The sequence below is a fragment of the Streptomyces sp. NPDC006610 genome (assembly GCF_040611575.1).
Taxonomy (GTDB): domain Bacteria; phylum Actinomycetota; class Actinomycetes; order Streptomycetales; family Streptomycetaceae; genus Streptomyces.
In genome coordinates, this window is record NZ_JBEXOP010000010.1 from 105,523 (window position 1) to 120,771 (window position 15,249).

At 75.6% G+C, this 15,249-nt stretch carries 12 protein-coding genes; 6 read left to right on the plus strand and 6 right to left on the minus strand.

Features of this window, described 5'->3' with window-relative positions; translation table 11 throughout:
* Nucleotides 1–29 precede the first annotated feature (29 nt).
* On the minus strand, nucleotides 30–1,250 hold the full coding sequence (locus tag ABZY13_RS10850) for a helix-turn-helix domain-containing protein (protein WP_356629024.1): 1,221 nt from the start codon (nucleotides 1,248–1,250) through the stop codon (nucleotides 30–32).
* Nucleotides 1,251–1,501: 251 nt separating this feature from the next.
* On the opposite strand from ABZY13_RS10850, the gene ABZY13_RS10855 reads away from it, so the two are divergent.
* Nucleotides 1,502–4,252 carry an AAA family ATPase gene (locus ABZY13_RS10855; protein ID WP_356629026.1) on the plus strand — a complete coding sequence of 917 codons (2,751 nt, stop codon included), beginning with the start codon at nucleotides 1,502–1,504 and terminating at the stop codon, nucleotides 4,250–4,252.
* 97 nt (nucleotides 4,253–4,349) lie between these two features.
* On the opposite strand, the gene ABZY13_RS10860 is transcribed toward ABZY13_RS10855, so the two are convergent.
* The 4 genes from ABZY13_RS10860 to ABZY13_RS10875 form a co-directional block, all read right to left on the minus strand.
* The gene (locus ABZY13_RS10860; RefSeq protein WP_356629028.1) at nucleotides 4,350–5,063 is read right to left on the minus strand and encodes a GPR1/FUN34/YaaH family transporter; all 714 of its coding nucleotides are present in this window, start codon (nucleotides 5,061–5,063) and stop codon (nucleotides 4,350–4,352) included.
* The gene (locus ABZY13_RS10865) at nucleotides 5,060–5,584 is read right to left on the minus strand and encodes a DoxX family protein (protein ID WP_356629030.1); all 525 of its coding nucleotides are present in this window, start codon (nucleotides 5,582–5,584) and stop codon (nucleotides 5,060–5,062) included. Before ABZY13_RS10865 ends, ABZY13_RS10860 begins: the two co-directional genes overlap by 4 nt.
* A gap of 58 nt (nucleotides 5,585–5,642) precedes the next feature.
* Entirely contained in the window at nucleotides 5,643–7,526 is a 1,884-nt protein-coding gene (locus ABZY13_RS10870) for an amidohydrolase (RefSeq protein WP_356629188.1), read from the minus strand.
* A 221-nt stretch (nucleotides 7,527–7,747) separates the two neighbouring features.
* The gene (locus ABZY13_RS10875) at nucleotides 7,748–9,139 is read right to left on the minus strand and encodes a glycoside hydrolase family 43 protein (protein WP_356629032.1); all 1,392 of its coding nucleotides are present in this window, start codon (nucleotides 9,137–9,139) and stop codon (nucleotides 7,748–7,750) included.
* 113 nt (nucleotides 9,140–9,252) lie between these two features.
* Between ABZY13_RS10875 and ABZY13_RS10880 the strand changes: the two genes are divergently transcribed.
* A complete protein-coding gene (locus ABZY13_RS10880) occupies nucleotides 9,253–9,699 on the plus strand; it encodes a type II toxin-antitoxin system PemK/MazF family toxin (RefSeq protein WP_356629034.1) in 447 nt (148 codons plus the stop codon).
* Here the strand turns inward: ABZY13_RS10880 and ABZY13_RS10885 are convergent.
* A complete protein-coding gene (locus tag ABZY13_RS10885; RefSeq protein WP_356629035.1) occupies nucleotides 9,684–10,529 on the minus strand; it encodes a TIGR02452 family protein in 846 nt (281 codons plus the stop codon). The two genes, ABZY13_RS10880 and ABZY13_RS10885, sit on opposite strands and share 16 nt — an antisense overlap.
* A gap of 276 nt (nucleotides 10,530–10,805) precedes the next feature.
* Between ABZY13_RS10885 and egtA the strand changes: the two genes are divergently transcribed.
* The 4 genes from egtA to egtD are packed head-to-tail and all read left to right on the plus strand — an operon-like array spanning nucleotide 10,806 to nucleotide 15,239.
* A complete protein-coding gene (egtA, locus tag ABZY13_RS10890; RefSeq protein ID WP_356629037.1) occupies nucleotides 10,806–12,122 on the plus strand; it encodes an ergothioneine biosynthesis glutamate--cysteine ligase EgtA in 1,317 nt (438 codons plus the stop codon).
* On the plus strand, nucleotides 12,119–13,480 hold the full coding sequence (egtB, locus tag ABZY13_RS10895) for an ergothioneine biosynthesis protein EgtB (RefSeq protein ID WP_356629039.1): 1,362 nt from the start codon (nucleotides 12,119–12,121) through the stop codon (nucleotides 13,478–13,480). The genes egtA and egtB overlap by 4 nt, the downstream gene beginning before the upstream one ends.
* On the plus strand, nucleotides 13,480–14,271 hold the full coding sequence (gene egtC, locus ABZY13_RS10900) for an ergothioneine biosynthesis protein EgtC (RefSeq protein ID WP_356629041.1): 792 nt from the start codon (nucleotides 13,480–13,482) through the stop codon (nucleotides 14,269–14,271). Before egtB ends, egtC begins: the two co-directional genes overlap by 1 nt.
* Nucleotides 14,268–15,239, plus strand: coding sequence for an L-histidine N(alpha)-methyltransferase (gene egtD, locus ABZY13_RS10905; RefSeq protein WP_356629043.1), 972 nt, complete (start codon nucleotides 14,268–14,270; stop codon nucleotides 15,237–15,239). The genes egtC and egtD overlap by 4 nt, the downstream gene beginning before the upstream one ends.
* The last annotated feature ends 10 nt before the right edge of the window (nucleotides 15,240–15,249 follow it).

Sequence of the window (15,249 nt, forward strand, 5' to 3'; positions counted from 1 at the left end):
CCTCGCGTGCCCCGTGGTTCGTGGTGGGCTCACCGTAGGAGCGGCGCGGATCGGGGAGTTTGCCCAGAGTGCAGACGGGTTGACGGGGCAAGCACACGCGGTTCGGCGGGCGGCGCGGGCCCGGCGGGAGGGTCGCCGTGTCCCTGGCGCCAGCGGCTCGGAGTCACCCCGTACACGGAGCGGAACAGCCGGCTGAAGTGGGCCGGGTTGACGAACCCCCAGGTGCGGGCGACGGCGGCGATGGTCAGCCGCTCGTTCCCGGGGCGCAGCAGGTCCTCGGCGCACTCCTCCAGCCGGCGGCGCTGGACGAGGCGGCCCACGGTGAGGTCCTCGTCCTCGAACAGCTTGTGCAGGGAGCGCACGGAGATGTGGTGGGCGGCGGCTATGGACTCGGGGCCGAGGCCGGGGTCGGTGAGGTGGCGGTCGACGTGGGCGCGGATCTCCTCCAGCAGCCGGCCGCGCGTGCCCTCGGCGGCGTCCGTGCGGGCGCCGGTGTGCTCGGCGACGAGGGAAGCGAGCAGGTCGGTGACGCTGTCGGCGAGCCGGCGGGCGATGGGCTCGGGGCAGCCGGCGGGGGTGTCGGCCAGGGCGGCGACCAGCGCGGCGAGCAGGGCCGCCGACGGGCTCGCGGGGTCGGCCTCGAGCGGGGCGAACGCGGCCAGGGCGTTGGCCCAGGGGCCGAGTGCGGCACGAGGGACCAGGCAGGCCCTGACGGGTGGGGCGACGGGCAGGCCGGGGCCGTGCGGCTCGTCGGCGCCCTGCCATGGACGGAGCCCGTACGGCCGGCCGGTGTCCCACACCAGGAGCCGCACACCCGCGGCGCCCGCCGTACGTCCGGGGCGGCGAGCGGCCCGGGCAACCAGCGCGGACGGTGTGGCCGGCGCGGCCCATGCGGCAGGTGTCACCGGTGCCGCGGAGCCGGGCACGGCGACCGCCACGAAGCCCGGTTCCTGCAGTGGGCCGAGGGCGGCGCGCCGGCCGGGTCCGGCGGGCCGATGCGCGTCGGCGTCCAGGGTGACGAAGAGCAGATGCCCCAGGCGCCGGGTGACCGGGCGGCCGTCGTCCGCCGGTGTCCGGCCGCGGGCGGCGCCGACCGGCGTCCGACCGCCGGGTGCGTCGGCCGAGAGCCGGCCGCCGGCCACCTCGACCGGCGTCCTGCCACGGCGCCCGTCGACCGGCGTCCGGCCCCGGGCCGCCTCGGCCGGCGTCCGGCCGCGGGACCCGTCGATCAGCGTCGTCGTCGGTCGCATCGCTCCTCCCGCCTCCTGCCGGCACCCTCACGTTCCCCGCACGCGGCCGGTCCGCCGGCGAAGGGCCGCGTCCGCACCCGCCCAGCGTCGGGCCCGGGCGGCGTCCGCGGCATCGGCACGATGACTGCGAAGTGACTGTGATCGCGTGCCGGCGGCCGGGCTGTGCCGCCCGCGCACCGCGGCTGCTCCCTGTGTGCGGTCGCGCCCATAAAATCGTTGTCGGGACACAGGCGTGGTGACGGGGGCATCGGGTGTCGGTCGACGGGCTGATCGGCAGGGCTGAGGAGCTGAAGGCGCTCGACGCCCTGGTCGACGGGCTGCCCCGGCAGGGCGCGGCGCTCGTGGTGCGCGGGACGCCGGGGATCGGCAAGTCGGCCCTGCTGGCGCGGACGGCGCACCGGGCGTCCGGCGCCGGGTGCACCGTACTGCGGGCGTCGGGGGTGGAGACCGAGACGCATCTGCCGTTCGCCGGGCTGCACCAGCTGACCCGGACGGTCCTGGACCGCGTGTCGGCGCTGCCGCCGGCGCAGGCGCAGGCGCTGCTCGCCGCGTTCGGGATGGGGAAGCCGTCGCCTGCGGCGCCCGCCCCGCAGTTCTTCCTGATCGCCCTGGCGACGCTCAGTCTGCTCGGCGAGGCGGCGGCCGACAGGCCCGTCCTGCTCGTCGTGGACGACGCGCAGTGGCTGGACTCGCCGACCCTCGACGTGCTGGCGTTCCTCGCCCGGCGGCTCGGCGCCGAACCCCTCGGGCTGCTGCTCGGGGTCCGCGAGGAAGCGCCGACTCCTCTGGACGCCCTCGCCCTGCCCGAACTGCGGCCGGGCCCGCTCGGTCCCGACGACGCCGAGGCGCTGCTGGACGCCGCCGAGCCGACGCTGGAGCCCACGCTGCGGCGCCGGGTGCTGGAGGGGGCCGCCGGCAACCCGCTGGCGCTGCTGGAACTGCCCGACGCACTGCGCCGCCGGGGAACGGCCGCCGACGCCCTGGTGTCCCCGGCCGTTCCCCTGACCGCACGGCTGGAGCGGGCCTTCGCCTCCCGGCTGGCCGGACTGCCGCCGCACACCCGCAGCGCGCTGCTGATCGCCGCGTCCGACGACGAGGGTGCGGTGGACGAGGTCCTGGCGGCGGCGTCCCGGCTGGCGGGCACGCGGATCGGGCCGGACGCGTTCGAAGCCGGCGGCGCGCCCGCCCTGGTCGCGGTGGACGACCGGCGCGTCCGGTTCGCCCACCCGCTGGTGCGCGCGGCCGTCCTGCACGCCGCGTCCCCCGCCGAGCGGCGCGCCGCGCACGCCGCGCTGGCCGCCGTACTGGACGGCCGCGGCGACCGGCAGGCCTGGCACCGGGCCGCGGCCGGCGGTCGCCGGGACGAGTCCGCGGCCCTGGCGCTGGACCGGGCGGCCGAGCGGGCCGGGGCCCGCGGCGCGCCCGCGGTCGCCCTGGCCGCGGTGGAGCGGGCGCTGACGCTCGGCGAGGAGACCTCGGCCCGGGGACGCCGGCTGTTGAAGGCGGCGGAACTCGCCCTGGAACTGGGCCGCACCGACCGGGCCGCGACCCTGCTGCAGCTGGCCGCCCCGCTGGAGTTCGACGTGCCGGCGCGGGCGCGCATGGTGCTGCTGCGCGAGGCCCTGGAGACGGACGTGTCGACCAGCGTTCCCCGGCTGCGGCTGCTGCTCGCCACGGCCGAGGCGGCGGCCGGCGCGGGCGAGCCCGAGCCGGCGCTGCGGCTGCTGCGGGCGGCGGCGCGGCGCTGCTGGTGGTCGGATCCGGGGCGGGAGCTGCGCGAGCGGGTGGTCGCGGCGGCCGAACGGCTCCCGGTGCCCGAGCTGCACCCCGAGCTGGTGTACGTCCTGGCCGCGGCGGCCCCGCTGGAGCGCGGCACGACCGTCGTGGAACGGCTGGAACGGCTGGAGTTCCGGGGCGGTTACGACGTCATCGGCGCCGCCACGCTGGGCACCGCGGCCACGATGGCGGGCGCCTACGACCACGCCGGGGGCTTCCTGCGGCACGCGGCGGCGGGGCTGCGGGCCCAGGGCAGGCTCGGGCTGCTGTCCCAGACGCTGGTGTCGCTGTCGTTCACCGCGGCCCACATCGTGGACTGGGAGTCGGGGCTGCCGAGCGTGGCCGAGGCGCTGCGGCTCGCGGAGGAGTGCGCGCTGCCGCGCTGGCTGACCGGCGCCCGGATCGCCAAGGCCCACTTCGCCGCCGTCCTCGGGGACCTGGAGGCGGCGCAGACGGCCATCGGCGAGGCGGAGCGGCAGGGGCTGACCGTCGCCAACCCGTCCAATCTGGCGTTCATCCAGAACACGCGCGGTCTGATCGCGCTGGCGGCCGGGCGGCACGCGGAGGCGTTCGCCTGTGTGTGGCGGGTGTTCGACCCCTCCGACCCGGCCCACCACCCGTATCTGCAGACGGTCGCGATCACGACGCTCGCCGAGGCCGCGGTCTCCGAGGAGCACCGGGCGCTCGCGCGGGAGGCTCTGCGCCGGCTCGACGCCGCGTCCGCCGCCACGGACGTCCGGATGATCCGGGCCAACCTCGCCTTCGCGCACGCCCTGCTGGCGGACGACGAGGAGGCCGGGGAGCGGTTCCGGTCGGCGCTGGCCCTGGACCTGTCCCGTGATCCCTTCACCCGGGCGCGGCTGCTGCTCGCCCAGGGGGCCTGGCTGCGGCGCAGGCGCCGGGTGATGGAGTCGCGTACGCCGCTGCGGATCGCCAAGGAGTCGCTCGCCGCGCTGGGGGCGCAGCCGTGGCACGAGCGGGCGGCCCAGGAACTGCGGTCGGCGGGCGAGGGCGGGGCGCAGGCCGGTCCTCCCGGCTGGGATCTGCTCACGCCCCAGGAGCTGCAGATCGCCCAGTTGGCGGCGACGGGCCTGTCCAACCGGGAGATCGGGCAGCAGCTGTACCTCTCCCCGCGCACGGTCGGGGCCCATCTGTACCGGATCTACCCGAAGTTGGGGATCACCTCGCGGGGTCAGCTGCGGGAGCGGCTCGGTCCGCGCGGGTGACGGGCCGCCTCCCGGCGGGTGACGGGCCGTTCCGCGCGGGTGGCGGGTGGCGGCGACAGGCGGCGGGCGGCCCGCGGGCGGCGGCCGGCCGTCGGCGTCACAAGGTGCGGCGTACGCCCGCCTGGCGCTCCAGGTTCCGCAGCTGCACCGCGAGGTCGCCCTCCACGGCGTCGTACGCCGGCCCCTTGCGGCCGACGGGCAGGACCTCCTCGCCGCGCATGTCCTCGACCATGTGCGCGAACGCCGCGTACAGGGCGACCGCCGCGAGGAGCAGCCCGAACACGCCGGAGATGCGGCCGAGCCAGCCGGCGCCGGTGAGGCTGAACAGGGCCGCGACCGTGAAGCGCGGCACTGCCACGCACAGCACCAGCCACATGGCGCGCTTGCGGTGCGCGACGGTCGCCATCAGCAGGGCGAAGAAGGCGAAGACGAGGTTGAGCACGCCGAGCACCCGTGCTCCGGAGGGCGGTTCGAGCGCCAGGACCAGCGCGGACGCCAGCCAGGTGCCGGAGAAGCAGGCCATGAGGGTTGCCGCGAGCACGTCCCGCGCGCCGAACGCCAGGACGGCGACCAGGAGTTGGAGGACGAAGGCGGGCAGGATCGTCAGGGCGACGGCCCGGCCGGCGTCCGCGCCGAGCAGGTCCAGCTGGAAGACGCCGACGATCACGGAGGCGATGGCGACGGCGAAGAAGCCGAGGGGCATCGGGGAGGCGATGGGCCGCAGGTTGATGCGGGTCATCGACCGCAGGTCCGGCTCGTGGCGCCGGGCGGACTCGGGCCGCCGCGGGGCGGGCTCGGGGCTGTCGCTCATGACGTGCTCTCCTGGGGGCGGTGGGGACGGGGGTGACGTTGCGGCCGGTGCAGGACCAGGCGCGTCAGCAGGCCGCTGCCGACCCCGGCGGCGACGACGAGCGGGGCCCACCAGGCCGGCCAGGGCAGCAGTCCGAGCCGGGCGTCCAGCGACCAGTCGCCGGGGCCGGTCGCGGACAGGACGGCGGTCACCACGATCAGCACGAGGGGGTATTCGTAGCCGTCGTTCTGGACCCACAGGCCGTGCCGCCACTTGACGGTGAGCGCGACGGTCATGACGCCCATCGCCGCGGTGGCCGCGAGCGGGGTCAGCAGTCCGGCGGCGAGGAAGAGGCCGGAGCCGATCTGGCCGGCGCCCGCGGCGAGCGCGGTGAGCGCGCCGCCGCGGAAGCCGTCGTCGCGGAACTCCTGGATGCCGCCGCGCAGCCCCCGGCCGCCGAGTCGGAAGCTGACCTTCTGGACTCCGTGGCCCGCGATCAGCAGGCCGATGATCACCCGCAGGACGAGCAGTCCGGTGTTCATGGTGGCTCCTGTGGTGGTTCGGGGTTCTCTCGGTGCACGGGCCCGGCGGCGCCCGGCGTCACAGCACGAAGCACGGGTCGAACACCTCTGAGCGGGCCTCGGGCGCGAGGCCGCGCGCGGCCCGCCACCGGCGGTGCTGTTCGGACTCGGCGACGGCCTGCGCGAGCAGGTCGGCCTGCCGGGCGCCGGTGAGGCTGGGCCGGGGTGTGGCCCGGTAGCCGCCGAAGTGGGCGACGGGGCTCCACTCGGGCCGGACGGGTTCGATCGCCTCGTCCAGGCCCTCGTACTCGGCCGCCGCGTGGACGATCCGTCCGCCGACGACCGTGAGGACGGACTCGATGTGCGGGATGTCCTCGGCCGGCACGCCGAAGTAGTCGTCGGACAGGACGGCGAGGTCCGCGAAGTGCCCTTCTTTCAGGCGGCCCTTGACGTCGTCCTCGCCGGTGAGGCGGGCACCGCCGAGGGTGTACAGCTCCAGGGCGGTCTCCCGGCTGAGCCGGTTGCTCTCCGGGTACAGGGGCAGGTCGCCGACCGTTCGGCCGGTGACCAGCCAGTGCAGGGCGACCCACGGGTTGTACGAGGACACCCGGGTGGCGTCGGTGCCGGCCCCGACGGTCAGCCCTTTGTCGAGCATCCGCCGCACGGGCGGGGTGCGGGTGGCGGCCGCCGCGCCGTAGCGGTCGACGAAGGCGCGGCCCTGGAAGGACATGCGGTTCTGCACGGAGACCGCGCCGCCGAGTGCGGCGATCCGGTCCAGGCTGGCGTCGCTCACGGTCTCCGCGTGGTCGAACAGCCAGCGGTTGCCGGCCGGGAACAGGCCCTCGGCGGCGAGGCGTTCGAAGACGGCGAGGTCGCGGCGGATGGTGTCGTCGTAGGTGGCGTGCAGCCGGAAGCCCCAGCCGTTCTCCATCAGCAGCCGCACCGCCTTCTCGAACTCCGCCTCGTAGCCGTCGGCGAGTTCGGGGCGGGGCTCGGTGAAGTTCTCGAAGTCGGCGGCGGCCCAGGTGAGGTTCTCGCCGGCGCCGTTGAGGCGCAGCCAGGCGTCGCCGTCCTGCGGGCGGACCGTCTCGATCCAGCGGGTCAGGTCGGCGATCTCCTGTCCGCCGGTCTGCGGGAACAGGTGGTAGGCGATGCGCAGCGTCAGCTCGCCGCGCCGGGCCAGTTCGATGACCGCGGCGTAGTTGTCGGGGAAGTTCTGGAAGCCGCCGGCCGCGTCGACGGCCGACGTCAGCCCGAAGCGGTTGAGCTCGCGCAGGAAGTGCCGGGTGGACAGGAGCTGTTCGCCGGGGGCGAGGGCGGGGGCCTTGGCGAGCGTGGAGTAGAGGATCAGCGCGCCCGGGGCGGCCAGCAGCACGCCGGTGGGCCGGCCGTCCCGGCCCCGCACGATCTGGCCGCCGGGCGGGTCGGGGGTCTCGGCGGTGAAGCCGGCGGCGCGCACGGCCGCGCGGTTCATCAGCGCGGACTGGTAGAGGTGCAGCACGAAGACCGGGGTGTCCGGGGCGGCGGCGTTCAGCTCGGCGACGGTCGGCATCCGGCGCTCGGCGAACTGCTCCGCCGTCCAGCCCCCGACGACCCTGATCCACTGTCCGGCAGGGGTGCGCCCGGCCTGCTCCCGCAGCATCGCCAGCGCCTGCCGCAGCGAGGGCACGCCGTCCCAGCGCAGTTCGAGCACGTAGTTGAGGCCGCCCCGGATGACGTGCAGATGCGAGTCGTTGAGGCCGGGGACGACGCGGCGGCCGAGGGCGTCGACCACTTTCGTCTCCGGTCCCACCAGGCCCGCGAGGTCGTGGTCGTCGCCCAGCGCCAGGACCCGGCCGTCGCGGACGGCGATCCCGCGCGCCTCGGGCCGTGCCCGGTCGCCCGTGTACACCTTGGCGTTGCGCACGAGCAGTTCGGCGGGCTCGGCGGCGCCGGAGGTCGGCGTCATGCCCGCAACCGGCATGCTGGTCACGTCGGCTCCCCTTCGGTGAGGTGGTCGGCCCGGACGGCGGACGCGCGCCGGGCCTTTCCGTTGTCACCGTAGGAGCGGGGCGCGGCGCGGCCTGTGCCCGGAGCGCACACGCGTTGTCCGGCCCGGCACGCTCCCGCCCGGGCGGGCTCCGGGCGGGGCGGCGGCGGTCACCCGCGCCGGCCGGCGGACGGGGAGCCGGCGGGGTGGCCGGCTCAGGCCCAGGCGGTCACCGGCAGGAAGGAGCTGTCCTGCCGGAACAGCTCCGTGCCGTCGGCCGGGTCCACGCGCAGCTGGTAGCCGTAGTGGCGCAGATAGCGACCCGGGTAGTTGTACGACTCGAAGCGGACGGCTCCGGAGGCGGTGCCCGTGCGGGCGATGAACGTGGCGTCGCGGGCGAGGACCGCGGAGCCGTCGTCGGCGTCGAATCGGCCCCGGAAGTCCCAGTGCCGCAGGTACCTGCCCGAGGCGTCGCGGAAGGAGAAGGCGGCGGGGTCGGCGAGTCCCGGCGCCAGGGTGAAGGACGCCGCCTGTTTCTCCGCGGTGGTGGACGAGGAGGTCACCACGGGCAGGTTGAGCAGGGCGGACTGCTCCTGCCAGTGGCGGGTGGGGAAGTTGACCGAGCGGAAGGAGCGGCGGACGCCGGTGGCGAGGGCCGGGCCTGCGGGGACGGTCTCCTTGAGCACGGTGAAGTGGCGGGCGGTTCCGGAGATGCCGGGGAGCCTGCGGGGCGCCGTCCAGGTGGCGAAGGTGTCGTGGCTGTCGCTGTAGTAGTAACTGCCGTCGCCGTAGCCGTCGAAGAAGATCCGCCAGGCGCCGTTGTCGAGCCGGATCAGCGCGGGCCCCTCGCGGGTGCCGCCCCAGCCGGCCCAGTCGCCGGTCCGGTGGACGGTGTAGGGGCCGCCCAGGCTGGAGGCGGTGGCGTACTCGATGTACTTCGTCGTCTCGTTCTTCGGGAACGCGTGGTAGGTGGACCCGGTCCGGACGATGAAGGTGTCGATGCGGTTGGCGCCGATCCCCGTCAGGGCGACCGGCGGACTCCAGGCGGTCAGGGCGGAGTTGGCGGCCCTCATCCGGTACGGGGTGAAGATCCACTGGTTGTCGGCGGTGGAGCAGGACACGATGACGTGGACGCTGCCGTCGGCGTCGACGAACCACTCCGGCGCCCACGCCCGGGACAGGCCCGCGATCGGGACCGGATGGTCGTACAGGAACGTCCAGTCGAGCCGGTCGGCGCTGCGGGCGAAGCCGATGGTGGTGCTGGTGTCCTGCCAGGTGCGGGTGGTGTAGACGAGATAGTAGAGGCCGTCGGTGTGCTTGAGGATGCTGGCGTCGCGGATGCGGTGGGCGGGCGGCCGGTAGGCGGCGGAGCGCAGCAGCCGGAAGTCGGTGGCGTCGTCGGACTGGTAGACGTTCACGGTCCCGTCGTCGCTGTCGAGGAACGGGACGATGGTGTAGCGGGTGGCGGATCCGCTCGGCGGCGCGGCGGCGTGGGCGACGCCGAGCGGTCCGGCTTCGCCGAGCGCGAGCGCGGAGGCGGGCAGGGCGGTCAGGGCGGCGCGCAGCAGGGTCCGGCGGGAGGGGGTGGCGGGGTGGTGTGGGGGCACGGGCGGCTCTCCTCTGAACGTCCGACATACCGAACACGGTTCGGGAAGGCGGTCAGAAGCTAGAGCCGGGGCATGGACGCGTCAATGGCCGGCGCAGGGCTACCGTGACCCCCGTGACTGCCTTCACCGACGACGCCGCGCCCGGCCGCTTCGGCCCCACCGCCACCACCGAGACCGACCCGCGCGCGGTGGGCCGGGTCCGCACCGAGTACTCCCCCGCACACGACGGCGACCCGGATCCCGGCGAGATCGTCTGGACGTGGGTGCCCTACGAGGAGAACGACGGGCGCGGCAAGGACCGGCCGGTTCTGGTCGTCGCCCGGGAGGCGGCGGGCACCTTCCTCGCCGTGCGGCTCAGCAGCAAGCGGCACGGCGGGGACCGCGAGTGGGTGCCGATCGGGCAGGGACCGTGGGACCGGTCCGGGCGGGACTCGTGGGTGGGCGTGGACCGGGTGCTGCGGCTGCACGAGCGGGGGATGCGCCGGGAGGCCTGCGCGCTGGACCGGATGCGGTTCGACCTGGTCCGGCGGCGGCTGCGGGAGCGCTATGGCTGGAGCTGAGCCGCCGGCGCCGCGGCGGACGCCTCGGGGAACGCCCGGACGAACGCGGCGCGCACCACGGCGCCCGGAGTGCGGTCCAGCACGCCGAACACCACCTGCGTGAACACGCCCGCGAACCGGCCGCCGGGCGCGAGCAGGTCCCGGAACGCGCCCGCCACCTGCGCCGGGTCGTTCTGGAAGACGCCGCAGCCCCAGGCGCCCAGCACCAGCCGCCGGTGGCCGTGGTGGGCGGCGGTCTCCAGCACCCGCTCGGCGCGCACGGCGAGGACGCGCGGCAGTTCCGCCGCCCGCTGCGGCGCCGTACGGCGCACGACCCCGGCGTTCGGGGCCGCCGCAGTGAGGAAGGCGGCGGTGAAGGGCTCCTCCAGCAGCCGGCCCCGGTCGTCGCGGAAGACCGGCACGCCCGGGGAGTGGATGACGCGGTCCGAGTACAACGGGTCGCGGTGGGCGCGGTGGTGGGCGTAGAACTCCGGGGCCCGCAGCAGGCAGGCGTACAGCGCCGAGGCACGGCACAGCGCCTCCTCCTGGGCCTGGGCGCCGTTGAGGAAGCCGCCGCCCGGGTTGCGGGCGGAGGCGAAGTTGAGCACGGCGGCGTCGCCGATCCGGCGGGCCGCCTCCAGGCTGCTCTCCCCCGTCACCTCGAACACGGTGGCCCCGCCGTCCGGCAGGGAGGGGAGCGGCACCGGGTCGGGTCCGTGCATGAACGTGCCCGCGCACGCCTCCCGGACCGCGGCGGCGAGGGACACCTCGCGCCCGCCGTCCGAGCGGTAGCCGCCGTCGGCCACGATCCGCTCGGTCTCCCGCGCGAGCGCGCGCAGCCGGGCGCTCATGGCGCCACCCCCGTGGACGCCATGACCGCCCCGACCGCACACGGCCGGCGGGCCGCTCCCGTCTTCCCCGTGGTGCTCATGAACGCATCGTGAGCGATGCTGGTCCTGCGGTGCAACGGAGTTTTCCCGCCCCGGGAACCCGCCCCCCGCGGTCCGGCACGTCCGCGGTCGCGCCCTTGTGCGCGGCGGTGCGAGGGGTTTGGGTGGACGGTGGAGCCGGTCCGGGACGCGTTCCCGGACCCGGCGACATGGTGGAACTCTCAGGAGGAACCCGACATGTCCGATACCGAGCCCGCCGGTCCGGCGGGCGACCGTACGGATTCCCGGTCCGCCGTCACCGAAGCCGAGGTGGAGGCCCTGGTCCGCGGGATCTGTTTCAAGACGGGACCGCCCCGCCGCGTCGGCGTGGAAGTGGAATGGCTGGTCCACGAGCTGCGCGAACCGCGGCTCCCCGTGACGTCCGAACGACTCGAAGCGGCCTACGCCGCACTGCGCACCGTCCCGCTGCGGTCCGCGCTCACCGTCGAACCCGGCGGTCAGCTGGAGCTCAGCTCCCCGCCCGCCGCCTCCCTGACGGACTGCGTGCGCACCGTCTCCGCCGACCTGGACGCCGTCCGCACCGCCCTGCGCGAGCACGGTCTCGGCCTCAGCGGCCTCGGCCACGACCCGTGGCACCCTCCCCGCCGGTTCCTGCGCGAGCCCCGCTACGACGCCATGGAGGCCTGCCTGGACCGCACCGGCCCGGCCGGCCGCGCCATGATGTGCACCTCGGCCTCGGTGCAGGTCTGCCTGGACGCCGGGCACGAGGAGCCGGGCCCGCTCGGACATGTGCGGCGCTGGTGGCTGGCCCACCAGTTGGGCGCGGTCCTGGTGGCCGCCTTCGCCAACTCCCCCGTGGTCGAGCACGCGCCCACCGGCTGGCGCTCCACCCGTCAGCTGCGGTGGACGCAGATCGGCTCCGGCCGGGCGGGCGGCCCCGCCCTGGACACCGCACCGCGTGAGGCGTGGGCCCGGCACGTCCTGGACGCCCCGGTGATGTGCGTACGGCGCGACGGCGGCCCGTGGGACGTTCCCGAGGCGCTGTCCTTCCGGGAGTGGACCCGCACCGGCCTGCCCCGGCCCCCGACCAGGGACGACCTCGACTATCACGTCACGACGCTGTTCCCGCCGGTCAGACCGCGCGGCCACCTGGAACTGCGCATGATCGACGCGCAGCCCGGCGACGACGGCTGGATCGTGCCGCTGGCCGTGACGACCGCGCTGTTCGACGATCCGGAGGCCGCCGAGACGGCCTACCGCGCGGTGAAGCCGCTGGGCGAGCGCACCCGGGCACGGCCCGCTCCGCACAATCCGCTGTGGCTGGAGGCGGCCCGCAGCGGCCTCGCCGACCCGGAGCTGCGCGAGGTGGCCGCCCAGTGCTTCGCCGCGGCCCTCGACGCGCTGCCCCGCCTCGGGGCCGGCCCGGGGATCACCGACGCCGTGGCGGCGTACCGGGACCGCTATGTGAGCCGGGGCCGCTGCCCCGCCGACGACCTGCTCGACCGGCTGTACGGCGCCGGCCGCAGCCCGCACGGGAGGGACGACCGCCCATGACCGACTCCGTCACCGATTCCGTCACCGACACCGGCCACGGCTCCCCCGTACCCGCCGACCCCGAGACGCTGCGCGAGCGCGCCCTGGCCTCGCTGCTCATCGCGCGGGACCGCACCGCCCTGCTGACCGGCTGCGTCGAGGAGCCGGACCTGACCGCGCAGCACTCCCCGCTGATGTCCCCGCTGGTGTGGGACCTCGCCCACATCGGCAACCAGGAGGAGCAGTGGCTGCTGCGGGCGGTCGCCGGACAGGAGGCGATACGGCCCGAGATCGACAGCCTCTACGACGCCTTCGAGCATCCCCGGTCCGAGCGGCCCTCGCTGCCGCTGCTGCCGCCCGCCGAGGCCCGCCGGTACGCGGCCGACGTGCGCGGCCGGGTGCTGGACGTGCTGGCGCGCACGCCGTTCGAGGGCACGACCCGGCTCACCGAGGCCGGGTTCGCCTTCGGCATGATCGCCCAGCACGAACAGCAGCACGACGAGACGATGTTGATCACCCATCAGCTGCGCAAGGGCCCGCAGGCCCTGGCCGCCCCGGACCCCGGGCCCGCCCCGCTGTTCACGGGACCGTCCGAAGTCGTGGTTCCCGGCGGCCCGTTCACCATGGGCGCCACCGGCGAGCCGTGGGCGCTGGACAACGAACTCCCGGCCCACCGCCGCGAGGTGGCGTCGTTCGCCATCGACACCACGCCGGTGACCAACGGCGCCTACCAGGTGTTCATCGAGGACGGCGGGTACGACGACCCGCGCTGGTGGACGGCGGAGGGCTGGGCGCACATCCGCCGGCACGCCATCCGGGCCCCGCTGTTCTGGCACGGCGACGGCGGGCAGTGGCTGCGCCGCCGGTTCGGGGCGACGGAGATCGTGCCGCCCGACGAGCCGGTGCTGCACGTGTGCTGGTACGAGGCCGACGCGTACGCCCGCTGGGCCGGGCGCCGGCTGCCCACCGAGGCCGAGTGGGAGAAGGCGGCCCGCTTCGACCCGGCGACCGGCCGCTCCCGCCGCTACCCGTGGGGCGACGCCGATCCGGGGGCCGAGCACGCCAACCTGGGCCAGCGGCATCTGCGCCCGGCCCCCGCCGGCAGCTACCCGGCGGGCGAGTCGCCGCTCGGCGTACGCCAGTTGATCGGGGACGTGTGGGAGTGGACGGCGAGCGACTTCCTGCCGTACCCGGGATTCACGGCGTTCCCGTACAAGGAGTACTCGGAGGTGTTCTTCGGGCCCGACCACAAGGTCCTGCGCGGCGGTTCGTTCGCCGTGGACCCGGTGGCCTGCCGGGGCACCTTCCGCAACTGGGACTACCCGATCCGGCGGCAGATCTTCTCCGGCTTCCGCACGGCCCGCTCGGTGGACGCCTGATGTGCCGTCACATCGCTTACGCGGGACCGGAGCTGGCGCTCGGCGAGGTGCTCGTCGATCCGCCGCACGCGCTGTACCGGCAGTCGTGGGCGCCGCGGCGGCAGCGCCACGGGACCGTCAACGCCGACGGTTTCGGAGTCGGCTGGTACGCCGAGGGCGATCCGCGCCCGGCCCGTTACCGGCGGGCCGGGCCGATCTGGGCGGACCTGTCCTTCGCCGACCTCGCACGCGTCGTGCGCACCACCACGCTGCTCGCCGCGGTGCGCGACGCGACGCTGGCCGGCGCCGACGCGGAGGCCGCGGCGGCCCCGTACGCGGCCGGGCCCTGGCTGTTCAGCCACAACGGCGCCGTCAAGGGCTGGCCCGGCTCCCTGGCGCCGCTGTCGCGGACCCTGGACCCGGTGGATCTGCTGTCCCTGGAGGCCCGCAACGACTCCGCGCTGGTGTGGGCCCTGGTCCTGGCCCGGCTGCGGGCCGGGGACGATCCGGGGCGGGCGCTGGCCGAGACCGTGCCGGAGGTCGCCGCGGCGGCCCCCGGCTCCCGGCTCAACCTGCTGGTGACCGACGGCGCCTCCGTCGCCGCGACCGCCTGGGGCGACACCCTGTGGTACCTGTCCCGGCCCGCGGGCGGCACGGTCGTGGCCTCCGAGCCGTACGACGACGATCCGCGCTGGCGCGAGGCGCCCGACCGCACCCTGCTCACCGCGGGCGGCGCCGGGGTGCGGCTCACGCCGCTGAAGGAGCCGAGCGACGTCTCGGCGCACGCACCGACCGAGGAGCCCCACCCGTGAGTCCGTTCCACCTCACCCGCACCCTGCCCGAGGGCGCCACGGAAGCGGCACTGCGCCAGGACGTCCTGCGCGGGCTGACCGCCACGCCCAAGACCCTGCCGCCGAAGTGGTTCTACGACGCCCGCGGCAGCGAACTGTTCGACGAGATCACCGAGTTGCCTGAGTACTACCCGACCCGCGCCGAGCGGGAGATCCTGCTCGCCCGTTCCACCGACGTCGCGGCGGCGACCGGCGCCCGCACCCTGGTCGAACTGGGCTCCGGCTCCTCGGAGAAGACGCGTCTGCTCATCGACGCGCTGACCGGGACGGGCGCCCTGCACACGTACGTCCCGGTCGACGTCAGCGAGAGCGCGCTCACCCGGGCGGGGCACGCCCTGGTCGCGGAGCGGCCCGGTCTGCGGGTGCACGCGCTGATCGCCGACTTCACCGCCGGGCTGGAGCTGCCGGACTCACCGGGGCCCCGGCTGCTGGCGTTCCTCGGCGGCACGATCGGCAATCTGCTGCCCGCCGAACGCGCCGCGTTCCTCGCCTCGGTGCGCGCACTGCTCGCCCCGGGCGACGCGCTGCTGCTCGGCACGGACCTGGTCAAGGACGAGCGGGTCCTGGTCCGGGCGTACGACGACGCTGCCGGGGTGACGGCGGCGTTCAACAAGAACGTCCTGACCGTCGTCGACCGCGAGCTGGGCGCCGACTTCGATCCGGGCGCCTTCGACCATGTGGCCCTGTGGGACGCCGAGCGGGAGTGGATCGAGATGCGGCTGCGCTCGCGCACCGCGCAGACCGTGAAGGTGCCGGCGCTCGACCTCGCCGTGGACTTCGCGGCGGGCGAGGAACTGCGCACGGAGGTCTCCGCGAAGTTCCGCAAGGAGGGCGTGCGCGCCGAGCTGCGCGCGGCCGGCCTGGAGCCGGTCCACTGGTGGACGGACTCCGAGGGCCGGTTCGCGCTGTCGCTCGGCGTGGCCCGGTAACGGCCGGGGG